This window comes from Sphingobacterium multivorum (genome assembly GCF_039511225.1).
Lineage (GTDB): Bacteria > Bacteroidota > Bacteroidia > Sphingobacteriales > Sphingobacteriaceae > Sphingobacterium.
Genome location: NZ_CP154261.1, coordinates 3,019,521 through 3,043,116, shown reverse-complemented (window position 1 = coordinate 3,043,116; position 23,596 = coordinate 3,019,521). Strand labels below are relative to the sequence as shown.

Here is a 23,596-nt window from a genome sequence, read left to right as displayed (position 1 = left end):
TTTTAGTCCTTATTTAATCTATTGTATTTGTTTTATGGAATCACAAGAGTATATTCTTATCAATGATGACGCTGAAAGGGGCGTTTTTTATAAAAAAACCTATCTTCATGTTGCGCTTTCGATTTTAGCATTTATCGTTTTGGAAAGTTTGCTGATCAAATTGATCCCTTATGATTTTATCGTTTGGATGGTTAGCGGAAAATTTATTTGGTTGTTCTTATTGGGATGTTTTTGGTTGGGGTCCACCCTTTCATCAAGATGGACACTTTCGCAAAGCCGTCAAACCCAATATTTAGGCCTAGCATTCTATATTGTACTGGAGGCAATCATCTTCCTGCCGATGATTTTTATGGCGGTATTTATGACCGAAGGAATTAGTGTCATTTATCAGGCAAGTATAATGACTTTGGCCTTGTTTACCGGCCTTACTGTCGTTGCATTTGTATCCAATAAAGATTTTTCATTTCTCAGAAATATCCTGGTGATTGGAGGCTTCTTATCTTTGGGAGCAATTGTTGCTGGAGCTATTTTTGGTTTTGAACTTGGATTATGGTTTTCGGTTGCCATGATTGCACTTGCTTCCGGAAGCATACTCTATCAAACTCAAAATCTGAAGTATAGTTACGGCAACGAACAATATGTAGGGGCAGCCTTGCAGCTGTTTTCATCAATCATGTTGCTGTTCTGGTACATTCTACGAATTTTAATGCGCAGAAGATAAATTTTGTTCCTTTTAAAAATGAGAAAAAGTGGTTAAAGTAAAGTTTATTTTAACCACTTTTTTTTGCATTGTATAGTCGCTATTCTAGTCTATTTTTTAAGTTTTTCAGACCCTGATCGAAGTCTTTATTCATATTCATAAATAAGTTCATAAAGTTCCATGGATAGGGCGATTTTCCTGAAATTCCCCAGGTCACCAAAGTTTGATTAGGCGAGATTTCTTTTAAGATGAAATAACCCTTAGCTGGTTCACCCATGCCGAAATCTAGGGCCGTTTCAATTGTTTCGCCCTCGACGATTTTTGTAATGGTCTGTGAACCTTTACCAACTTTCTTACCATCCCAGCTGGATTTATAGCCGACTTGACCATCCACACCCTGTTCAGTTTTTTTCATTTGCGGGTCTGAAAGCTGCCATACACCAAAGTTATCTTGGTTCTTAAGCATTTTCACGTAGTTGAACACTTCCTGCTTTGGCTTATTGATTGTTATCTCACTCTGGGCCGAGAAGTCTTTACTGACGAAGATTGCAGTAATTAAGGGAATAGCGATGATGATCGCCAAAACAATTAGGATTTTTTTTAGGATTTTCATAATCATGCATTCATATTGGTTTTCCTAATAAAGATAAAGGATAATCGGGATTTTTATTGGAAAAAACAGGAATATATTTAGCAAAGAAAAAAAGCCTCTTCCAATATTGAAAGAGGCTTTTTTGTAATCAAAGCGTAGTACTACTTTAATAGTTCTAAATGGGTGCTGATGCCAATTCTATTCCACGCATTTATGGTAATGATCGCCATAATAATCTGTGCAATCTCCTTTTCTTCAAATATTTCTTTTGCTTTTTGAAAAGTGCTTTCTGTCAAACCCTTTTGATGTATCAATGTGATCTCCTCTGTCATCTCCAACAAAATCTGTTCTTCCTTAGTGAATAGATCCGTTTCTCGCCAGGCATTTAATAAAAATATCCGTTGTGGCGTTTCACCATACTTCAGCGCATCCTTCGTGTGCATATCTAAGCAAAAGGCACAGCCATTGATTTGAGAAGCACGTATTTTTATGAGTTCCTTTTGAATTGGATTTAAAAAAATATCATTGAGATAGGTTTCCAATCCCATCATTGCCTTATAGGCCGTTGCATCTACTTTTGCAATATTCAATCGTGTGTTCATTGTTTTAAGTTTTGATAAGACAAAGTTGCGTCAAACATGCAACACAAAAGTTAAACTGGTTTAAGAACGGAGATTTTACCTATGAAAATAATCCTACATGCGATTGACCATCAAAGCAATCAGACTAGGCTGATACAATTAGGTAGTAGTTATCGGGGTCACGCAGGATAAATTGATCCTTCAGCGAGTTCTCGTTGTAATGTATATCTTTCTCTATGACTGCATTTAACAAAGTAGCGTTTTCGAAGATTTGCTGTACATTGTCTACTCTAAAGAATAATATAAATCCATTCCCCGCATGTTTTTGATCTCGCATAGTAGGGTGGTCGTGCTCACCCCATTTGTGTAAACAGAGAATGACAGTTCCGTTATCCGTGAGAATTTCAAATGTTTCGCCGCCATGTTGACTGGTACAGCCCAAAAGCTTTTGGTAGAATAGCGAGCTTTCGGAGACGCTCTTTACAGCAATTATTGGTTCTGTTCGTGTCATATGATTTTGAAAGGTTGAAAATCTAATTAAAGAGGCCCAGCGATTTCTCTTTTACCAAGTCCAATATCATGCGATATGCTGCAACAGAGTTGCCATGTTGATCCAATGCTGGACTGTAGGCCCCTATACCCATTTTATTCGGTACACTTACTGTGATTCCGCCACCAACGCCCGATTTACTTGGAAGTCCGACAGTTCTGGCATATTCGCCACTAAATTCGTACATCCCTGCAATGAGCATTTGTGATTGAACTAGCTGAGATAGATCTGGGTTATAGTATTGCTTATTTCCATCATAGCGCACGCAATGATGGGCAAAAAAGAAACCTATTTTAGCCAGATCCTCCGCAGTTATCTCAATGGAGCACTGCTTAAAATAATTATTGAGTTTGTCTTCACCTTCACCATCAATGAGTCCATTGTTGCGCATCAGGTAGAACATGCCTCTGTTTCGATTTCCAGTCTCCCGTTCCGAATGGTATACAGATCTACTGTAATCGATTTTTTCATTATTCGTTATAAAGCGAATCATATCCCTTATTTTAACAAAAGGTTCCTCACCTGTTCCTTTAATAAGCGATGTCGTTAAAATGGCGCCGGCGTTCATCATCGGATTGAGCGGTTTACCCGATGTTTCCAAATTCGCAAAATGATTGAAGGGTTTATCTGTTCCATAGTATCCCATTTTATTAAAAACAACTTCCTCGCCATTTTCCAATACAGCAAGCATCAAGGAAACAATTTTTGAAATACTCTGAATTGTAAATCTTTGTTGTACATCTCCGATACTAACGATTGTTCCATCACTATTTACCACCGAAAGTGCGACAGATGCTGCATTGGCTTTACTTAATTCCGGGATGTAATCAGCCACTTTACCTTCTTTGAATGATTGCCTATTTTTATCCAATATTTTATCCAATAGCGCTTTATCAATGATCGCGCTCTTAGTACTGTGCTGGTTTTGAATGTTGTTTTGAGCAAACGATACAGTAATTGATCCGGAACATATCAAACCTATAATACAGGCTACCAACCTGACATTTTTTCTCATTTTTTCAGTATTTGTTTGTTCCAAAGATAGGGAACAGTGTATTAAAAGAAAAGAGGTGCCAAATAAGTAACATTTTAGCACCTCCATCTAGTAGGTCATCCTTTAGGATGCATTTGGAGCTGGATCAACATTCCAACCGGAAAGTATACCGCCATAGAAAAAGAAGGTGACGTAAAAATTCTTTTTGCTCACCTGATCAGTAACCAGGTATTTTTGAGTTACATCGTATGCATCTATTTTTTTATATTTTGATAATGCTATCGGGCTGGCAGCAGGATTTTCTGAGCGTACCAAATCTTGTATCTTTTGGTTGATTAATTTCATAATACCTTCTTTTTTGAAAGGATTATTTTCGATTTTCACATGTGCCGAATGGGTTAAAGTTCCATTATTTTGCGCTTTTTTAGCTTTCGCAGCAGCTGTATAGTTTTTAAATTTTTCCCTTATCTGTGGATCTTTTAAGCTATGGATGGTAAAGATAGAAATTCCCTGCGCACCATTATTTAGCGCCTCATCCATATCGGCAAATATTTCTTCATTATTTTTAGCCATCAATCCACAATATAGTGTCGTATTTGCTCCTTTATCGCGCACATTTTCTAATGTACAATCTCTAATAAAGCTTGGATCTTCTGTATAAAAATTGCTGTATACCATCGGAAAAACAACATCCAAATTCCACTTACCCCAATCTTGGCGCACCATACGAGAAGCCATTTTGGGAGTCGGAAATGGGGATGCAGCCATTGTTTTACCATGGGAGTGAACGATGTCTGCAATCATATTGGCGATATCGGTTATCTGATCGCAACGAAATTGGCGCCATTTTAGATCTTTCGATGGATCTTTTTGTGCTCTCGGATCATAACCATACTGTTTCTTGAACTTCGCTATTGCAATTGGATGGTAACCGTAATCCCAAGCTGGGTATTCACGATCTTGAACAATATTGTATTTAGGCCAAAGGGTTGTAGGGAGGACAACATCCACGTAGCGATTATAGTCAATAGAAATCCCCTCCAATCCCTCGACTTCACAATAGGATTCGATTTTTTTACGGATATACTCTTTTACTCCGGGCACAACAGGTGACAAGAATTTATAATAACCAACGTATGCAGTGGTATCTGCCAGACTTTTACCATTTCGATTGACGCTGAACCAATCCGGATGTTCTTGGAGTATTTTATCCCTGTCATGTTCCAAGTTCATCGTCCAAAGCCACGCGATAACTTGGATGCCATATTTTTTTGCAATGGGAATTGCTACTCGATACTCGTCTGGACTGGCGGCATTTAACATTACGCCATCGATTCCTAAATAATTCATCTCACGGCAAATTGAATCAAAGTTTGTTTTGGCGTTGTAATCTAGCCAAGTCCAAAACATGGCGGGTTTTTCTTTGTCAGCAGCGTGGCTTGTGGTTATTGAAAAACCCTGAATGATCAGGAGAAGCAGGCAAATAAAACATGTCTTGATTAATTTTTCTTTCATAATATTTATCGATTCTAAAAATTGCATACCATAATTTACGCGCGAAGTTTTCAGTGAGTTCAATGGCTCCTTAAAAGATCAATCTGCGAATTTGAAAATTAGATTAGTTTAATGTTCGTCCGTGAAATTACACAAAAACATGGAATTTACACGACACCATTTTAGAATCGGACTGGTTTTCTTACAGTTATTAAATTATATTAAAATAACAAAACATTTTCTAATGTTATCTGTTGTTACTACAATACCAAATCGAAGAAGTAACATTATTAACAACGAAAAGTAGGCCGGGCTACTCGCTAAGGCCAAATTGTTTTGATATGAAGAAACATTACATTCCACTCCTTATTGCGTGCTCACTATTGAATAACCTGGCCAAGGGGCAAGAAGTAGGGGCCGAACAACAAAGCAAAGTAGATTCTGTAAAACTAACCAAGGATGATACGATTTATCCCAAGCTTCAGGTAAAAGGTTTATTTCAGGCCAGATACCTTGTGAGTGGCACAAAAGACGTAGACGTTAATGGACTGCATCACAGTGATGGTTCTGGTACGGACAACAATTTTATGGTGAAGTATATGCGTGTTCAGATGCGTGCCCAAATTAGCAAACGCACAGAGGTGGCAGTTTTGGCAAATCTCGCGGATTTTAAAAGCGATCCGAAAACAAAAGTTCTTGAAAATGCTTATTTGAAATATACATTTAGTCCCAAATTGGCGATCACAGTAGGCCAATTCCGTCCCTGGTTTGGTATTGAAGAGACCTATCCGATTGATATTATCAAATCATTGGATTGGTCTAATCAATATCTTGAGTTTGGCAAACTCGGCTGGGCAAGCTTTCAGATCGGCGTGGCAGCGACAGGTGAGACCACGCTTGGGGAAATGCCTTTTAGCTACTCGTTATCCGTGGTAAATGGAAATGGAAAAAATCAGGTAGTCGATAACGACAATGGCAAACAATATGCTACGCGTCTTGTCTTTGGTCTCTCAAAGAAGTATAGTGTTAACTTAGGACTCAACGGGGGTATTGGTGAAGTCATGAAAAAACAGGTGCATGCATTGGGTGTTGATCTAACCGGAAACGTGAACTTTGGCAAGCGCTGGAATCTCGATATGCAGCTGGAAGCAAAACAGGCGATCAATCATAACCTGTATTATTCGTTGGACGAGAGTGCTCGTACCGCCAAATTGAGCGACTACCTTGTACGGGGTATTTATTTTCTTCCAAATTTAAGATACGAAGTAAATTATTTCAATTTGAGCGCTTTCGAGCTATCTTGCCGATATGAATACATTGATCCAAATTATAAACTAAATGCAAATGGACGTCAAACATACACACCGATGTTTGGTCTAGAATTTTTAAAAAATTATGGTGCAAGGATTCAGCTTGGTCTCCAGTTAGACCGGTATAAAAAGCAGACCGAAAATACCAGTGAATTCAATAAGAATTTATTTATTATTCAAGTACAAAGTCGATTCTAATTTATTAAACCTCGCTTATTATGAAAGAAATCAGTATTAAAAATATTGCCATCACTTTTCTTGTGGCACTCATTTTATGGTTTATCCCAATACCGAAAGGAGTCAGCCCAGAAGCTTGGCATCTCTTTGCTATCTTCGCAGCAACTATTCTTGGGATTATTTTAAAAGCAGCGCCGATGGGTACCATGTGTATGATGGCCATAGCATTTACCGCGCTGACACAAGTGTTGGCCCCCGGAGATGCTGGTAAATCCATTACCAAAGCTTTGACCGGTTTTGGCGACAAAGTTATCTGGCTGATTGGTATCTCTTTCTTTATTGCTCGCGGTTTCATAAAAACCGGTCTTGGCAATCGGATTGCATTTCTTTTCATTCGTGTTTTTGGAAAAAGTTCGCTCGGGTTAGCCTATGGATTGGGACTGGCAGACGTCTGTTTAGCTCCAGCAATCCCGAGCAATACGGCTCGAGGCGGTGGAATTATATATCCAATTATGAAATCCATGGCTATTAGTTTTGATTCCGTCCCCGATAAACCAGATACACATCGGAAATTGGGATCCTATCTTACTTTAAATAGCTATTATATGAATCTTATCGCATCTTCGATGTTTTTGACTGGGACGGCCAGTAATCCAATGTGTCAAAAATTTGCTGCGAACCTGGGAATCGACATTACTTGGATGTCCTGGGCCATTGCGGGATTCATACCTGGTATTGTCGCCTTTTTTGTGGTACCGCTTGTTCTTTACAAATTATATCCGCCTGAATTAAAAAAAACAGGCGATGCGCCGAAGATGGCGGCACAGAAACTAAAAGAGATGGGGCCTATTTCGAGGAATGAGTGGTTAATGCTTTTGGCATTCTTTATCTTATTGGCATTATGGATCTTTGGTGGATCCTTTTCAATTGATGCTACAACGACGGCTTTTATAGGTTTAACGCTACTGTTACTAACCTCTGTGTTGACCTGGGAGGATGTTAAAGCAGAAAAAGGAGCATGGGATACGATTGTTTGGTTTGCTGTGTTGGTCATGATGGCCAGTTCATTAAACGAATTGGGATTCATCGGCTGGTTTAGTGATTTGATTAAAGTACAGATTGGTGATTTGAGCTGGCAAATAGCCTTTCCTGTCATTATTCTTGTTTACTTCTTTAGTCACTACATTTTCGCTAGTGCAACTGCCCATGTAGCAGCGATGTATGCCGCTTTGTTGGGTGTCGGTGTTTCTTTAGGCATTCCACCAATGCTGCTTGCGATGATGCTTGGATTTCTAGGCTCCATCTATGGTGTATTAACACATTATGGCCATGGCCCTGCACCGGTATTTTTCGGAAGTGGCTATGTTGATTTAAAATCATGGTGGTTGCGTGGATTGGAAATCGGTATCGTATTATTGGTGATTTACATGGGTGTTGGTGGATTGTGGATGAAGGTTATAGGTTATTATTAAAAATTAGGATCTTATTATGTTATCTACTTTGTCAAAAAAGATGCTCATGTGCCTGACTGGATTGTTTTTAGCGTTCTTTTTGCTGATTCACTTCCTAGGGAACTTACAGCTATTCTTGCCGCAGGAACAAGCACATTTACAATTTAATGCCTACTCACATTTTCTAGCGGGCAATATCTTGATCAAGATTATCTCTTATGTACTTTATACCAGCATTATCCTTCATGCCTTAGATGGCCTTGTTATTACATTAAAAAATAAAAAGGAGGGAGCTGTTTATAAATCGGATCATCGCGGAAGAGCAAGCAAATGGTACTCGCGTAATATGGGAATTTTAGGTACTATAATTCTCATCTTTTTAGTTATCCATTTTCAGAATTTTTGGTATGTATACAAATTTGGTGCAACCCCGCTTGATGAGCGGGGGAACAAGGACTTATATGTTTTGGTCATCGCTGTCTTCCAACAATGGTGGTACGTCCTTATCTATGTATTATCTATGATAGCCTTGTGTTATCATCTTATTCACGGGATTCATAGCGCAATTCGAACCTTAGGATTATTTCATCCAAAATTTGTCAAATGGTTTAAGATCCTTGGCATTGGCTATTCGGTTATCATTAGTTTGGGCTTTGCCATGATGCCTATTTATATATTCTTTACAGTAAACTAAAGCGGATAAATCATGATATTAAATTCAAAAATACCAGAAGGGCCATTGGATGAAAAATGGACACGCTATAAGAAGACTGCCAAATTAGTTAATCCCGCCAATCGCAAAAAATTGGATGTTATCGTGATTGGTACAGGGTTGGCGGGTAGTTCTATTGCAGCCTCCCTTGGCGAGATGGGGTATCAGGTGAAATCATTTTGTTTTCAGGACAGTCCGCGACGGGCGCATTCCGTTGCAGCGCAGGGCGGGGTAAATGCGGCAAAGAACTATAAAAATGATGGAGATAGCGTTTACAGAATGTTTGTTGACACCTTAAAAGGAGGGGATTTCCGTGCACGTGAAGCAAATGTATACCGCATGGCAGAATGCTCACTTAATTTGATCGATCAAGCTGTAGCCCAAGGAGTTCCTTTTGGACGAGAATACGGTGGCTATTTAAATAATCGCTCTTTTGGCGGCGTACAGGTAAGTCGGACGTTCTATGCAAGAGGCCAAACCGGGCAGCAGCTTCTTTTGGGCGCCTACCAGGCACTTATGCGCCAGGTAGGGAAGGGAACCGTGCAACTTTTTACACGACATGAGATGCTTGATGTTGTTGTTATCGATGGAAAGGCACGTGGTGTTATCGTACGTAATCTAGATACGGGCGATATTGAACGCCATGCGGCCCATACAGTTGTATTAGCAACAGGAGGTTATGGTAAAATATATTACCTATCGACCTTGGCCATGGGATGTAACGGTTCGGCAATCTGGCGCGCACATAAAAAGGGCGCATTAATGGCTTCTCCGAGCTGGATTCAGATTCACCCGACGTCCTTACCACAATCGGGCAGTTATCAGTCTAAATTAACCTTAATGTCGGAGTCTTTGCGCAATGACGGAAGAATATGGGTCCCCATGAAGGAAGGTGAGACGCGAGAACCCAACGCTATTCCGGAGGAAGAACGGGATTACTTTTTAGAACGACGGTATCCCGCATTTGGAAATCTTGCCCCACGGGATATTTCCTCTCGGGCGGCAAAGGAACGGATCGATGCCGGCTTTGGGATTGGTCCACTCAAAAATGCTGTTTATCTTGATTTTGCGAAGGCTATCAGCGAACAGGGGAAACAGAAAATACAGGAAAAATATGGTAATCTATTTGACATGTATGAAAAGATTACGGGATATGATGCTTATAGCGTACCGATGATGATCTCACCGTCTGCACACTTTTCCATGGGCGGTTTATGGGTCGATTATGAGTTGATGACGAGTCTGCCAGGTTTATTTGCGCTTGGCGAAGCTAATTTTGCGGACCATGGTGCAAACAGACTTGGGGCAAATTCACTGCTTCAGGCATCTGTCGATGGCTATTTTATCGGTCCCTATACGATTGCCAATTATTTGGCAAACGATATTCATACGGGGAAAATTTCCACAGATCATATTGCGTTTGAACGTGCTGAAGAGGATGTTAGAAAACAAATCGACGTATTTTTGAAAATCAAAGGCAGTAAAACTGTGGATTATTTCCATAAAACACTGGGCAAAATACTCTATGACTATTGTGGGCTGGCGCGTAATGAAAAAGGGCTTCGCTATGCTATTGAAGAAATTAGAAAGCTAAAACAAGAATTTTTCAAGGACGTTATTGTCAGCGGCGAGGCCGATACTTTAAATAGCGAACTGGAGAAAGCCGGACGCGTAGCAGACTATTTTGAGATTGGAGAACTGATGTGTTATGATGCATTGACGCGAAATGAATCCTGTGGAGCGCATTTTCGGGAAGAATATCAAACTGCAGACGGAGAGGCGCTACGTAACGATGCCGAATACCAATTTATTTCCGCTTGGTTATGGAAGGGAGAAAATGAAGAACCTGAGTTGGTCAAAGAACCGTTGACCTTTGAAGAAATACAACCAACTGTTAGGAGCTATAAATAAAATGAATGATTATGGATTTATATCTTAAAATATGGCGACAAAAGGATCGCAATGCTACAGGCAAATTAGTGACGTACACATTAACTGACCTCAATCCGCATATGTCTTTTTTGGAAATGTTGGATACTTTAAATGAACAGTTGATAACAGGAGGAGAAGAGCCCGTCGAGTTCGATCACGACTGTCGTGAGGGAATTTGCGGACAGTGCGGAATGATGATTAACGGCATTGCACATGGGCCCCTTAAGCATACGACGACTTGCCAGTTACATTTACGTTCATTTAAAGACAAGGATACCATTACCATAGAACCTTTTCGTTCAGCCGCATTTCATATAAAAAAAGATCTAAAAGTGGATCGTTCCGCATTCGATCGAATTATTTCTTCCGGTGGATTTGTCTCTATCAATACAGGACAGGCTCCAGATGCAACAGCCATTCCTATTTCTCATGAATTAGCTGAATCGGCCTTTGACTCGGCAGCCTGTATAGGTTGTGGTGCTTGTGTGGCGACGTGCAAAAATGGCAGCGCGGCCCTTTTTACCTCAGCAAAGATCACCCATATGGCACTATTACCACAAGGAAAGGAAGAGCGTAGTCAACGGGTAATAAATATGATCAAACAAATGGATAAGGAGTCCTTCGGTCATTGTTCAAATACAGAAGCGTGCGAGGTAGAGTGTCCACAAGGCATATCAGTACTGAATATCGCACGGATGAATTTTGAGTATAACAAGGCACTATTTTTTAAAAAGAAATAAAGACCAACGGTCGAAAAAAGTGGCACGATAGTTTCTTATATCGGATTTATAATAAAGACTGAAGCCATAAAAAGAGCTATACCGGATTGTTGAAGATGACTCACCTTATCCCTGAAAGTAGGGATTTGTAAGATTTTATGGTTAATAAATAGGTTTTTGTAGTAATTTTGAAAAAAGAAATTCATTAAGTTATAGCGATTGATATGAAGTGTAGTAGGTTGTTTGTGGTACTTTTCATTTGTAGTATAGTGTTTAGTGTAACCGCATGTAAGGATTTTTCAAACAAAGTCTTGGGAAAAGGCGAACTGAAGGACACACTTACGGAGAAATTGGTTGTTAAGGAAAAAATACCACATTTGTTGAATAGGTGGGATTCGCTTCAGAAAAATCAGATACACTTTACAGTAGATAGTCTACACCCTGTTCCGATCAAACAACAAAAACGTGAGCTAAAGGACTCCCTGCGGAAAGCATTTGATAAGCAACCAAAACATATTTATTTGACTTTTGATGATGGCCCATTAATTGGTAGTGCTTTTATTGATTCTATTGCGAAAGAAAAAAACATTAAAGTGAGTGTATTCTTGATTGGTAAACATGCGAATATGAGCAAAGGAAGAAAACGCGATCTTGCCCGTTATGAATCCAATCCACTTATAGCCTGTTATAATCACAGCTATACGCACGCAAACAATCAATATTCAAGATTTTATAGTAACCCCCAAAATGCTTTTGCTGATTTTGAAAAGAATGAAAAAGATCTCCATTTAAAACATAAAATTGTTCGGCTTCCAGGAAGGAATATTTGGATATATGATAATGTTCGTAAGATTGACCTTAAGAATGGATCCAGCACAGCCGATCTATTGCACAAGAACGGATATACAATTTATGGCTGGGACGTTGAGTGGCGGCTTAATAGCGTTACTGGTACGCCCATACAGAGCCAAGAGTCTACCTTGTCTCATATCCGAAATTATATGAACAACAAAAGCTCAATGGTACCTAATAATGTTGTTTTCTTAATGCATGATGATATGTTTCAAACGCGAAAAGGGCAGCAGGAGTTATCCACTTTAATTGATGCATTAAAAAAAGAAGGCTACCAGTTTGAATTGATGCAAGATTATCCAATTAAGTATTAGATAGGTTCGTCAGCTGTCATCTCATCAAAACCCATTTCTTTTGCAATCTGATGAGCACCAAGAATTAACTTACCGCCAATTCCCTGTCCTTGAAACTGAGGTAGCACAGCGACAGGAGCCAAGGCAAGAGAATCGGATGTTTTTTGATTCTCTTTATCGATAATCTTCACCTTTGTCAGGAGTATATAGCCTGCTATTTCTCCTTCAACTTCTGCTACCATTGACAGTTGTGGTATAAATTCTACTCTCCTTCTTAGTTTTTCTACTAAAATGTGCTCTTGATGATCGCTATACTGTTCGTTTTCAAAAGCGAGTCGGATCAGTTCGAATACAATCGTTGTGTCACTTGACTTTTCTGGCCTAATATTTATAGTCATAGTTTTGTTTGTAGATACAACTATTTCTTTGCTATTAATAAAGCCGTTTTTAGCTCCGTTATTTGTAGATACATAGTTGTTTAGAAAAAATCAATTATAGATCTAATTATATAGGATAAATATGCGTATTAATATTTGAAAAATTGATAATATAGTTTCTAAATGATAAAAAGTACTTTTCTTCAGGACTCTCTATTTGAAGTGTTTTACTAGTTCTTTGATCTTGCGTTGAGTAGCAAAAGCGCTGGAAACAATTTTGAGAAAATGAATTTACAATTGATTTGTTCGCGCCCAATCAGCTGGTTGTCAATCGTTTAATAATAGGAGTGTTAAATAGTGTAAAAATAACACTTGCAATGTATATTTATTTTCGTATTTTCATATTAAATAAACAATTATAAATCGCCTCCAGTAGACACCTAAACCGACACGTCTTAGAGGTAAAAAAAAATAACTAATTAAACACAAAATTTAAACAATTAAACAGTTTTTATGATTAACTGCCATTATTTCTCAAATCAATGGAAGAGAGCGTTTTGGACTGGATCATTGTGCTCATTAGTGGCCTTGAGTCCCCAAATCGTCGATGCTACAACCCTCGCAAGCTATGGAATTCTCTTTCAACAGGAGCAAAGTGTTTCTGGAACGGTGCATGATGAATCTGGAATGCCAATTCCTGGAGTAACAGTTTCCGTCAATGGAACAAAGCTAGTAACTAAAACCGACGTTCAAGGTAGATACAAGTTAGACAAGGTCCCCGCAAGTGCGATTATTAATTTCCGGATGGTCGGCAAACAATCTATGGATGAAGCTGTAAAAGGAAGACAGACCATCGATATCACACTTCTTAATTCGGAATCGAATCTCGAAGAAGTCGTTGTTGTTGGTTACGGAAAGCAACGCAAAGAGACTGTCACTGGTGCCGTAGCCACTGTGAAGGGAAGCGATCTAGCACAATCACCGGCATTGAACGTTTCCAATGCATTAACAGGACGCGTCCCGGGCGTTACAGCGACCAACGGAAGCGCCGAGCCTGGCTACGATGGTTCCAATATCAAAATCCGAGGAACGAATACACTGGGTAATAGCAGTCCCTTAGTCGTTATTGATGGAGTTCCTGCGCGTGAAGGAGGAATTGATCGTATTAATCCCCGAGATATAGAAAATATCTCGGTTCTAAAAGATGCTTCTGCTGCTATTTATGGAGCCAGGGCAGCCAATGGGGTTATTCTCGTTACGACAAGAAGAGGAAAAACAGGAAAACCGCAGTTTTCTTATACGTTCAACCAAGGATATTCCCAACCTACCGTTATTCCTAAATTGACAGATGCCTCCCAGTTTGCGGCAATTAGAAATGAACTCGAAATTTATAACCTCCCTGTTGAAGAATGGTCTGCTGCTTATACAGCGATCAACGAGAAAGGCAGTTACAATAAACAAGGTGGAGGAGTTTTGGATGCTCCGTTTAAACCAGAAGATATCCAAAAGTTCAAAGACGGATCAGATCCTTGGGGGCATCCCAATACTGACTGGTATAAAGCTACGCTAAAAAACTGGTCACCTCAACAGCGCCACAACCTCCAAATCAATGGCGGTACTGAGGATGTCAAGTATCTGATGTCTTTGGGGTATCAAAATCAGGATGCCTACTATAAAAATTCGGCTACAGGTTATAAACAGTATGACTTAAGGATCAATCTGGACGCCAATATAAGTCAGTATATCAAAACACAATTTGGTGTTTTAGGAAGACAGGAAAACCGAAATTTCCCCACCAAGAGTGCTGGCACGGTCTTTAGAATGCTGATGCGGGGAAATCCAACACAACCAGCAATATGGCCGAATGGAATGCCTGGACCAGATATCGAAAATGGCGAAAACCCCGTGGTAATTACGACCAATGCGACAGGTTACGATCACGATAAACGCTACTATTTTCAAACAAATGGTCAGGTTGAGATTACAAATCCCTGGATAGATGGTCTTAAATTAACACTTAATGCCTCTGTTGACAAATATGTAAAAAATCAAAAAACATGGGTTACACCCTGGACTTTGTATTCTTGGCAGGGCGCTTATGAGGCCGATGGCAGCACACCACAACTGGTTCCTGGAAGACGTGGGCCTGCCGATCCAAATTTAAACCAAAGCAATGAAGATCAACTGAATATCTTACTTGGTGGAATCTTAAGCTTTGAGCGGAAATTTGGTGACCATCAGGTAAATGCTATAGCCGGTATCAACAGAGAAACAATTGATAATGATAAATTCAGCGCGTATCGTCGCTATTTTCTTTCAAATGCGATCGACTATCTTTTTGCCGGTGGAGAACAGGAAAAAAATAACGATGGATCTGCATGGAAAAGAGCGCGGCTAAATTACTTTGGGCGATTTGGCTATAATTATAAAAGCAAGTATATCGCAGAATTCCTTTGGCGTTATGACGGATCGTATATGTTCCCTGAAAGTGAACGGTTCGGTTTCTTTCCAGGTGCCATGGCGGGATGGGTCGTGTCGGAAGAGAATTTCTGGAAGGAAAATGTCCCTGTGATTAATTATTTCAAGATCCGTGCGTCATATGGCCAGATGGGTAATGACAACATCTACTATGATGATAAGTTACAAGAATATCAATATTTTTCAACCTATTCCTTTGGTACTTATATCGTCAATGATAAGCTAGCCAAAACCCTTTTTGAAAGCCGTGTTCCTAACGAGATGATTACTTGGGAGGTTGCCAATAACTATAATTTAGGGTTTGATTTTCAATTTTTACAAGGAAAGCTGAATTTCGAGTTTGATATTTTTAAAAATCGCCGTAATTCCATTCTGTGGAGAAAAAATGCATCAATACCACAAAGTACAGGGATGACATTACCGGCAGAAAATATTGGTAAAGTGGATAACAAGGGTTGGGAATTTAACTTAGGTTATCGTGGCAAGGTGGGAGATTTGGGGTACACGGTAGGTGTGAATGGTGGTTATGCTAAAAACAAAATTATCTTCTGGGATGAAGCCCCAGGCGCCCCTGCATGGCAGCAAAGTACAGGTAAACCTATCAAAACGGATATCTATTATGTCTATGACGGCGTATTCCGTGACATGGAAGATATTGCCAACAATAAATTGGACTATAGTGCCATTACGAAAACTTTACGCCCTGGAGATATGAAATATAAAGATTTCAATGGTGACGGAAAGATTACCCCGGATGACAAAGTAAGGCGAGACAAGAATAGTGACCCAACATTTCAGGGAGGTTTCAATTTTAGTCTGACCTATAAGGATTTTGACTTATCGGTACTATTTCAAGGAGCTACAGGAGGAGAGATACGTGTAGGAACGGATGAATCTGGATCTATCGGAAATTTTGTGGAAGAATTCTATGATAAACGCTGGAGCATCAGTAACCCAAGTAGCGTTTATCCACGTTTGACAGACCGTGGCAATCAATATTATTCTTATAACAATACCTATTGGATGCGGAGCACCGATTATTTGCGGCTTAAAAATGTGGAAATAGGATATAATCTGGCCTCAAGCATTTGTAGTAAAATTGGCATTGGTTCTTTACGTCTATATGCAAATGGCATGAATTTAATAACGTGGAGTAAGATCAAAATGTATGATCCAGAAGCCGTTAATGCATTAGGGCAATATTATCCGCAGGCAAGATTGATTAATTTTGGCGCATTATTATCGTTCTAACCAACTGTCATATTAAGAACTTAACGAAGAAGAAAAATGAAAAAAATTAAGAATATATCACTTATACTACTTGTACTTTCTGCATCATTACAAGCTTGCAATGATGATTTTGTGAGCACGAAGCCACTCAGTGAAGTTCCACAGGAGATCGTTTGGTCGGATGCTGGTTTGTCTGAGGCTTTCGTGACAGAAATCTATAACGGTTTTGGAGTAGGAGGCTTTTATGAGCAAGAAATGGCATCCATGACCGACGAAGCCTTATTTACACACCCTAATCGGGGCATAAATACCGTGACCGAATCTCGATCAAATCCAGCTGATCAAGGCTATATTATGGATACTTACGAATACGGTCGCATGTATACGCGCATCCGGGCAACTAACATTGCCATCTCCAATTTGAGTGCACCCAAGTTTGACAAAGCAAAAGCCGATAAGCTGTTAGGCGAAGCCTATTTCCTGCGTGGGTATTATTATCAACAGCTCTTACGCTTTTATGGTGGCATCCCCATCGATAATAAGATATATACATTGAACGATAAAGACTATATGGTTCCGAGGAATAGCTATGAGGAGTGTGTCAATGCCATCGTGAAAGATCTAGACAGCGCAGCTCTTTTGTTAAAGGGCAGTTCATCAACAAAGGGACGTGCAAATGAAACTGCAGTATTGGCCTTAAAATCAAGGGTATTACTCTATGCTGCCAGCGATCTCCACGATGCGGGTAAAGCCAAAGCAAAATCAACATTATTGGCAGGGTATAAAAATCCAGAATATCTAATGTACACGAGTGGCAATCAGGTGGAGCGTTGGACAAAAGCAAAAGCCGCAGCAAAAGCCGTACTGGATCATACAGAATTCGCCTATAAGTTAGACCTAACTCAACCCGCCTCGCCTATTGAGGGTACTGCCAACTATATGGCCGTATCGTTAGGAGGGGGGAGCAAGACAGTTGATTTTACAGCAGGAAAAGATATTATTCTGGGAGATTCTTTATTGACGAAAAGGATGAACGTGGTGGCTGGGTAGGGCGAGACAACGGTCCAAATGGCTATCATAACTGGGCCGGAAATACACCGATACAACTCTTGGTAGACGACTACGAGACTATTGATGGCCAAAAATTCAGCTGGTCAAATCCTACTATGGCAGCCAGCCCTTATCAAAATCGTGACCCACGTTTAAAGGCAACAATTTTATACGACGGTGCGGATTGGAAACCTAGGACAGCCGATGTCGCTGAAAGAGATAAGGCGAATCAAATCCAAACAGGTCAATACGAAATAATGAATGCCAAAGGACAAAAGGTTATCCAATTTGGCCTTGACACAAGAAAAAGCCCGATTGAAGATTGGAATGGTTCACGGACAGGATATTATATTCGTAAATTTACAGATCCGGACCCTACAATGCAGGATCAAAACACAAGACAGCGCATTCCCTGGCCAATGTTTCGCTATACAGAGGCGATATTGAACTATGTAGAAGCATGTCTTGAATTAGGAGAAGAGAATGAAGCTAAAACATGGTTAAACAAAATCCGCTTTAGAGCTGGAATGCCTGCAATTCCAACCGCCGAAACCGGAGCGGCTCTAAAAGCACGTTATAGAAACGAGCGCCGTATTGAATTAGCCTACGAGGAGCATCGCTTCTTTGACGCGCGACGCTGGATGATAGCCGCGGAAACTATAGGTCGTAAAGCAAATATTATAAACATCACGGGAACCCTTAAGGCGGGTAAAAATGTAACTCTTTATCAATATAATCCCGATAACTACACCTATACCTATACGGTATCCAATATTGATCCAGGTATCGAAAATAGGAACTGGGATGACAAAATGTACTACACGTCTTTGCATCGCGATGAGGTTAATCGAAATACAAAATTGATCCAAAATCCAGGTTACTAGTATTTAAAGAAGCTGTCCAAATGTGCAGTGCCCCCAGAAAATGTCTAACTTTTTGGGGACACTGCATTTTTTTGGACAGCTTTTTTTACGGCTAATTTTTAATACGTTTTGAATAGGTCCAATTTTAGTAACTATGCTGTATTGATAAGCGACAGGAATAAGTTTCAGTATATGCTGCTAGTGGCGGCAATATGCCTTAGATACCTATTGTGTTCGTACCTGCTTCGGACAAGCTTCGGAGCTCACCGGATAAGGATTAGCTATTGGCCAGTTCCTGACCAGTATTTTCCTGTTCGGAGACTGGTCAATGACTGTTCAGCATCTGTACGGAATCTATTGATGATCCGAAGAAAGTACGAAGTAGGTACGAAGCAAAGGGCTTCCCATTCGCTTATTGTTGCCATTTTTCACCGGATTTCACCATAGCTCTTTGGACAGGTTGAAGCTTTATCTGCTATTCAAAAATAGTTTCCACAAAACAAGTGACAAACTTTTCGGACACACTGATTATATAATTACTTTTTCTGCTGACTTATATTAGGTAATAGCCCTGTAACTACTCCGATTAATGGAAGATAAGCACAGATATTAAATACATATTCGATTGAGGTTTGATCTGCAAGCCAGCCCAGAACTGCTGAACCAATTCCCCCCATACCAAAAGCAAAGCCAAAAAATAAACCAGCAATCATTCCGACCTTTCCTGGGATGAGTTCTGTCGCATAGACCAAGATAGCAGAGAATGCAGACGATATAATAAGACCTATTAAAATAGCGAGGATAATGGTTAGCCCTAGACCGACATGTGGCAATAGTAATGTGAACGGAGCCGCTCCGAGAATCGATACCCAGATAATTAGTTTACGCCCATAGCGATCTCCCAATGGCCCCCCTAATATAGTTCCCGCAGCTACAGAAGCAAGAAATATAAATAAGTATATCTGAGATTCCTGAACCGAAACATGGAATTTATTGATCAAATAGAAGGTGAAATAACTGGTCATTGAAGCCATGTAAAAATATTTGGAAAAAATGAGTACCAATAAAATTACAAGTGCAAATACTACTTTTGATTTTGGCAGGTCGGCTTTTGAAGCACCAACAGTAGTTGTTTGTGTCTTCGGCTTGAGATGTATTTGATACCAATTACCGACATAAGTAAGAATCATAACGGCTACAATGGCCAATACGCCAAATACACCAATGTATTGTTGGCCCAAAGGGATCACAATAAGTGCTACAAGAAGGGGACCTATCGCACCACCAGCATTACCACCGACTTGGAAGATAGACTGGGCGAGCCCCTTTTTGCCTCCGGAAGCTAAATGAGCAACTCGAGAAGCTTCAGGATGAAATATAGACGAACCCATGCCAATAAGACTTACAGAAAGGAGAATGTAGATAAAGTTTGACGCAAAAGAAATGCATATCAATCCTGCTAAAGAGAAAAGCATACCGACAGCGAGTGATCGTGGTGTAGGGTTTTTATCTGTATACAAACCAACGAAGGGTTGCAAAATAGAAGCTGTAAGCTGAAAAACCAACGTTATAATACCAATTTGGGTAAAACTAAGTGCATAATTTGATTTTAACATGGGATATACTGCTGGGATGACCGACTGAATCAAGTCATTGAGCAAGTGTGAAAGACTAATCGCAAATAAAATCGGATAGACGGTTTCGGAGCTTTTCCAAGATCCACTCGGGTTTAATGATTGTGTTTTCATAAAAGAAATATTCATCAGGTCATCTGATGTTTTAATTGATAAAAATAGAGTATATTGAGATTGATAATTTGCATATGCTATAGGAAAATTACAGCTGTTGGATAATTCGGTTAGCAATATCAACAGCTTTTTTCACTTCTTTATCTTTGATTGCCAACATCAGTTCCTCGTGTTGCTGTTGTGAAGTTAAGAAGGGTACTGTATCCTTATAAATAGTCATGAAGAACTTATTGACATGTTCAGATAAAGTTGTATATAAAGCGGTCAAAATACTATTTCCACATGATTCAGCAATTGCACTGTGAAAGGCAATATCGGCATCCACGCACGCCATCAAATTTCCCATTTCGGCATATTTTGCTCTATTTTTGAGCGCTTGAGCCATATCCTTGAGGCCTTTCGAAGTACGATTTAAGGCTGCTTTTTCAATAATTCGCAATTCCAATACGTGTCTAACTTCAAAAATATCGTTAAAATTGGCTTTTTCAATTTTTGAGTCAAGAGCATGATGACCCGTGCTACTTTTAACAAAAGTACCTAGACCTTGTTGTACATTGAGATAGCCTGATTGACTTAAATATTTGACCGCCTCACGAATGCTGGATCTGCCCACAGCAAATTGTTTCATCAATTCTGGTTCCGTAGGAAGTTTAGATTCTACCGGAAATTCACCTAATTTGATTTTTTCTTCTATTGCCGCGGCAACTTCCTCTGCCAAGGATCTTCGTACGATAGCTTCAGTCTTCATATAGTCATATCATCTGATGATTGCAAAGGTAGTAGAATTTTTTGAATTCTTATTTATTTTCAAAAATTTGATCAAACCAACCGAATATTGTTACGACTACATCAGATATTTATTACAGTGTTTACTGTGTTAAATTTATTGGCAGTTTTAGGTTAATTAACAGTGAGGCTGGTCCTCCAATGTATTTATCTAAAACTTAGTAACATGAAAAAATTAATGATGAGCGCCGTAGCCTTGGCTTTAATGTCATCTGCTACTTTTGCGAAAACGGGGCCAAAAGCGGCCGACAACAGCCTTGTTGAAAAATCAACGATTTACAAATCACAAACTGGAAAAGCTAATTTGAATATCGTGAGCGAAGCCAAAGAGATCAAGCTCGGAAAGTCTCGTACGCTATGTAGATTGACGATGAGTATCTATAATACAAGCGGTCAGTTGATCGAAACTCAGGTTCTCACGTACACCAGCTATGGAGCCAATGATATGTATTATAGCAGCTGTGGAGCATGGTTTAGTGCTACCATTCAGAATTATCAAAACTATTATGGTAATCCGAATCATTAAGTATCAATTAATCAAACAATGTAACGGGGCTAGTATGCCCCGTTTTCATTTTTCCACAATTCAACCAAAAGGAAACTTCTATTGGCGATCCTAATACGACAATGAAGATGCTACTGTATGCGAACATGCTATGGGGCTGACAGCTGATGATGTTAGAAAAGCGAGATACCGCTTAGTAAAAATAAATTGATCGTATTCGGACAATAAATGTCCGAATACGATCAATTTATTTTGGAATACTATTGCATAATATTGTTTTACAGTGATTTATGGTTTTGGCAATAAAATTGGCATCTACTGTCAATGAAGAATTACAAAGAAGCGAGCAAGAGATAGGAGAGACGCTTCGTATCACCATTTAAACGATCATAAATAAAATGAAAGCTTTACCAATTACTGGAATTTTTGCGATACTAGTGTCAACCGCATGTGCTCAAACGACCCCTCAAAAAATAAAGGAGATTTCTCATGTCGAATCGAGTCTCATACCGCCTGTTCGTTTTGAGGGTGAGCCGGCCTGGAATATTAAATCGCGCATGGAATTTTATCAGGTTCCAGGTGTAAGCATCGCCGTGATAAAAAACGCTGAAATATTATGGAGCAAAACGTATGGTTTTGCCGATCTCGATTCGAAAACACCAGTTAGGTCAAACACCTTATTTCAGGTGGCGTCCATGAGCAAGCCCGTAAGTGCATACGCTGCATTGAAGGAAGTGGAGCTTGGCAAGTTGGCATCCAATGCCGATGTGAATTTATACCTGAAATCCTGGAAAATACCCGAAAATAATTGGACCAGAGCGAAAACTGTTACACTCAAAAATATCCTTAGCCACACTGCGGGACTTACTGTAAGTGGTTTCCCGGGCTATCGGACAACAGACCCAATTCCTACAGCGGTAGAAGTACTGAGTGGTCTAAAGCCTGCTAATACACCTATGGTGTATGTTGATAAACTTCCTGGCTTAAATTTTCGGTATTCAGGCGGTGGCTATACCGTACTTCAACAGATGCTCGTTGATATTGAAGGGACAGATTATAGTAGCATAATGGAAGAAAAGGTACTCTCACCTTTGGGTATGAAAAATAGCACTTTTGCCCAGCCTCTTCCTGAGTTGAAAAAACAATTTGCGGCGACGGCTTATACTGTAGATGGTAAAAAAGTCGAAGGAAGATATCATGTCTACCCAGAGCAGGCGGCTGCTGGATTGTGGTCAACAGCAGAAGATTACGCTAGATTCGTGATCGATATTCAACGGACCTTAAATGGCAAAAGTAGTACTGTTATTTCCAAGAAGATGGCCGAAGAATTCACAAGCCCCTATATTGAACCTATTATAGGATTAGGTGTCTTTCTGGAAGATTACGACGGTTCATCTTATTTTTGCCATGGTGGATGGAACGAAGGCTTTAGCTCCTATTTTGTTGGAAATAAAACAAGCGGTGATGGCGTAGTTATTCTTACAAATACAAACAAACCTGAATTTATCAACGAACTTGTCCGAGCGGTTGCATTAACCTATCAATGGCCCAATTATCTGGCCCCAATAAATAAAATTTTGCCGCTCAGTTCTCAAGAATTGAATGTCAATAGTGGACGTTATCGATCTGGCAAATACGGTGTTATAAGGGTCTATAGTGAGAGTGGCAAGCTTATGTCAGTCCAAAATCTAGACAAGCCTGTAGAGTTGGTTAAAGTGTCGGCAAATACTTTTGTTATGCGAGATCGAAACGTGAACGTAGTATTTTCAAAGGATACCAAAAGCGGTCAATATGAGCTTGTACAGGTTTTGCGTGATAAAAAGATTTATTCCAAAAATCCGAAAGTCAATGCAAATGACCGGACTCCACTAGAGCTTATTTTAGAAGGAAATTTCGAAGATGGATTAAAAGCTTTTCAAAAAGCAAAAGAACAGGATAGTGACGATGAGTTGCTTTCAGAAGGTTTCCTGAACGGTGCAGGTTATGAATTGCTCAATCAGCATAAAATAAACCAAGCTATTGACATATTTAAGGTGAATACGGTGCTATATCCTAAAAGTGAAAATGTTTATGATAGTTTAGCGGAAGCCTACCTGAAATCTGGACAAATAGATAGTGCCAAGAAGAACTATCAAAAAGTTCGCGAAATTAATCCTAAAAACGAAAGGGTAAGTAAGATTTTAGAAACGTTATAACACAAAT

General features: G+C 39.6%; 21 protein-coding genes. 12 read left to right on the top strand and 9 right to left on the bottom strand.

Annotation, left to right across the window (positions count from 1 at the left end; translation table 11 throughout):
- Nucleotides 1–34: 34 nt before the first annotated feature.
- Nucleotides 35–721: a Bax inhibitor-1/YccA family protein gene (locus AAH582_RS12655; protein ID WP_343317782.1), complete on the top strand. Its 687-nt coding sequence runs from the start codon at nucleotides 35–37 to the stop codon at nucleotides 719–721.
- 79 nt (nucleotides 722–800) lie between these two features.
- Here the strand turns inward: AAH582_RS12655 and AAH582_RS12650 are convergent, their stop codons facing one another.
- The 5 genes from AAH582_RS12650 to AAH582_RS12630 all read right to left on the bottom strand — a co-directional run bounded on the left by AAH582_RS12650 (nucleotide 801) and on the right by AAH582_RS12630 (nucleotide 4,932).
- Entirely contained in the window at nucleotides 801–1,313 is a 513-nt protein-coding gene (locus AAH582_RS12650) for an SRPBCC family protein (protein ID WP_046673443.1), read from the bottom strand.
- A gap of 140 nt (nucleotides 1,314–1,453) precedes the next feature.
- Nucleotides 1,454–1,894 carry a carboxymuconolactone decarboxylase family protein gene (locus AAH582_RS12645; RefSeq protein ID WP_046673345.1) on the bottom strand — a complete coding sequence of 147 codons (441 nt, stop codon included), beginning with the start codon at nucleotides 1,892–1,894 and terminating at the stop codon, nucleotides 1,454–1,456.
- A 124-nt stretch (nucleotides 1,895–2,018) separates the two neighbouring features.
- Nucleotides 2,019–2,384, bottom strand: a complete 366-nt coding sequence (locus AAH582_RS12640) for a glyoxalase (protein WP_343317779.1) — start codon at nucleotides 2,382–2,384, stop codon at nucleotides 2,019–2,021.
- A gap of 22 nt (nucleotides 2,385–2,406) precedes the next feature.
- Nucleotides 2,407–3,438 carry a glutaminase A gene (gene glsA, locus AAH582_RS12635; RefSeq protein ID WP_046673347.1) on the bottom strand — a complete coding sequence of 344 codons (1,032 nt, stop codon included), beginning with the start codon at nucleotides 3,436–3,438 and terminating at the stop codon, nucleotides 2,407–2,409.
- Between the two features lie 102 nt (nucleotides 3,439–3,540).
- Nucleotides 3,541–4,932 (bottom strand): hypothetical protein, encoded by a 1,392-nt coding sequence (locus tag AAH582_RS12630; RefSeq protein ID WP_343317777.1) that lies wholly within the window; start codon nucleotides 4,930–4,932, stop codon nucleotides 3,541–3,543.
- 320 nt (nucleotides 4,933–5,252) lie between these two features.
- Between AAH582_RS12630 and AAH582_RS12625 the strand changes: the two genes are divergently transcribed.
- The 6 genes from AAH582_RS12625 to AAH582_RS12600 all read left to right on the top strand — a co-directional run bounded on the left by AAH582_RS12625 (nucleotide 5,253) and on the right by AAH582_RS12600 (nucleotide 12,378).
- Nucleotides 5,253–6,419, top strand: a complete 1,167-nt coding sequence (locus tag AAH582_RS12625; RefSeq protein WP_343317775.1) for a porin — start codon at nucleotides 5,253–5,255, stop codon at nucleotides 6,417–6,419.
- 20 nt (nucleotides 6,420–6,439) lie between these two features.
- The gene (locus tag AAH582_RS12620; RefSeq protein WP_343317773.1) at nucleotides 6,440–7,870 is read left to right on the top strand and encodes an anion permease; all 1,431 of its coding nucleotides are present in this window, start codon (nucleotides 6,440–6,442) and stop codon (nucleotides 7,868–7,870) included.
- A 16-nt stretch (nucleotides 7,871–7,886) separates the two neighbouring features.
- Nucleotides 7,887–8,543, top strand: coding sequence for a succinate dehydrogenase cytochrome b subunit (locus AAH582_RS12615; RefSeq protein ID WP_343317771.1), 657 nt, complete (start codon nucleotides 7,887–7,889; stop codon nucleotides 8,541–8,543).
- A gap of 12 nt (nucleotides 8,544–8,555) precedes the next feature.
- The gene (locus AAH582_RS12610; protein WP_343317768.1) at nucleotides 8,556–10,472 is read left to right on the top strand and encodes a fumarate reductase/succinate dehydrogenase flavoprotein subunit; all 1,917 of its coding nucleotides are present in this window, start codon (nucleotides 8,556–8,558) and stop codon (nucleotides 10,470–10,472) included.
- An 11-nt stretch (nucleotides 10,473–10,483) separates the two neighbouring features.
- Nucleotides 10,484–11,233 (top strand): succinate dehydrogenase/fumarate reductase iron-sulfur subunit, encoded by a 750-nt coding sequence (locus tag AAH582_RS12605; RefSeq protein WP_343317766.1) that lies wholly within the window; start codon nucleotides 10,484–10,486, stop codon nucleotides 11,231–11,233.
- A gap of 203 nt (nucleotides 11,234–11,436) precedes the next feature.
- Nucleotides 11,437–12,378 (top strand): polysaccharide deacetylase family protein, encoded by a 942-nt coding sequence (locus AAH582_RS12600; protein ID WP_289011337.1) that lies wholly within the window; start codon nucleotides 11,437–11,439, stop codon nucleotides 12,376–12,378.
- On the opposite strand, the gene AAH582_RS12595 is transcribed toward AAH582_RS12600, so the two are convergent.
- Entirely contained in the window at nucleotides 12,375–12,755 is a 381-nt protein-coding gene (locus tag AAH582_RS12595; RefSeq protein WP_343317762.1) for a GNAT family N-acetyltransferase, read from the bottom strand. The two genes, AAH582_RS12600 and AAH582_RS12595, sit on opposite strands and share 4 nt — an antisense overlap.
- A 492-nt stretch (nucleotides 12,756–13,247) precedes the next feature.
- On the opposite strand from AAH582_RS12595, the gene AAH582_RS12590 reads away from it, so the two are divergent.
- Genes AAH582_RS12590 through AAH582_RS12580 form a run of 3 tightly spaced genes read left to right on the top strand, consistent with a single transcriptional unit; the run spans nucleotide 13,248 to nucleotide 18,376 of the window.
- Nucleotides 13,248–16,463: a SusC/RagA family TonB-linked outer membrane protein gene (locus tag AAH582_RS12590; RefSeq protein WP_159332945.1), complete on the top strand. Its 3,216-nt coding sequence runs from the start codon at nucleotides 13,248–13,250 to the stop codon at nucleotides 16,461–16,463.
- Between the two features lie 36 nt (nucleotides 16,464–16,499).
- Nucleotides 16,500–17,492, top strand: a complete 993-nt coding sequence (locus tag AAH582_RS12585) for a RagB/SusD family nutrient uptake outer membrane protein (RefSeq protein WP_343317759.1) — start codon at nucleotides 16,500–16,502, stop codon at nucleotides 17,490–17,492.
- Nucleotides 17,459–18,376 carry a RagB/SusD family nutrient uptake outer membrane protein gene (locus tag AAH582_RS12580; RefSeq protein WP_343322360.1) on the top strand — a complete coding sequence of 306 codons (918 nt, stop codon included), beginning with the start codon at nucleotides 17,459–17,461 and terminating at the stop codon, nucleotides 18,374–18,376. The genes AAH582_RS12585 and AAH582_RS12580 overlap by 34 nt, the downstream gene beginning before the upstream one ends.
- A gap of 260 nt (nucleotides 18,377–18,636) precedes the next feature.
- On the opposite strand, the gene AAH582_RS12575 is transcribed toward AAH582_RS12580, so the two are convergent.
- The 3 genes from AAH582_RS12575 to AAH582_RS12565 all read right to left on the bottom strand — a co-directional run bounded on the left by AAH582_RS12575 (nucleotide 18,637) and on the right by AAH582_RS12565 (nucleotide 20,851).
- On the bottom strand, nucleotides 18,637–18,780 hold the full coding sequence (locus AAH582_RS12575; RefSeq protein ID WP_343317757.1) for a hypothetical protein: 144 nt from the start codon (nucleotides 18,778–18,780) through the stop codon (nucleotides 18,637–18,639).
- 111 nt (nucleotides 18,781–18,891) lie between these two features.
- Complete coding sequence (locus AAH582_RS12570; protein ID WP_343317755.1) at nucleotides 18,892–20,103, bottom strand: MFS transporter; 1,212 nt, start codon at nucleotides 20,101–20,103, stop codon at nucleotides 18,892–18,894.
- 88 nt (nucleotides 20,104–20,191) lie between these two features.
- On the bottom strand, nucleotides 20,192–20,851 hold the full coding sequence (locus AAH582_RS12565; protein WP_112374116.1) for a FadR/GntR family transcriptional regulator: 660 nt from the start codon (nucleotides 20,849–20,851) through the stop codon (nucleotides 20,192–20,194).
- 204 nt (nucleotides 20,852–21,055) lie between these two features.
- Between AAH582_RS12565 and AAH582_RS12560 the strand changes: the two genes are divergently transcribed.
- Together AAH582_RS12560 and AAH582_RS12555 are read left to right on the top strand one after the other, a co-directional pair.
- Nucleotides 21,056–21,415, top strand: coding sequence for a hypothetical protein (locus AAH582_RS12560; protein WP_046673355.1), 360 nt, complete (start codon nucleotides 21,056–21,058; stop codon nucleotides 21,413–21,415).
- Nucleotides 21,416–21,792: 377 nt separating this feature from the next.
- Nucleotides 21,793–23,589: a serine hydrolase gene (locus AAH582_RS12555; protein ID WP_343317749.1), complete on the top strand. Its 1,797-nt coding sequence runs from the start codon at nucleotides 21,793–21,795 to the stop codon at nucleotides 23,587–23,589.
- Nucleotides 23,590–23,596 lie beyond the last annotated feature (7 nt).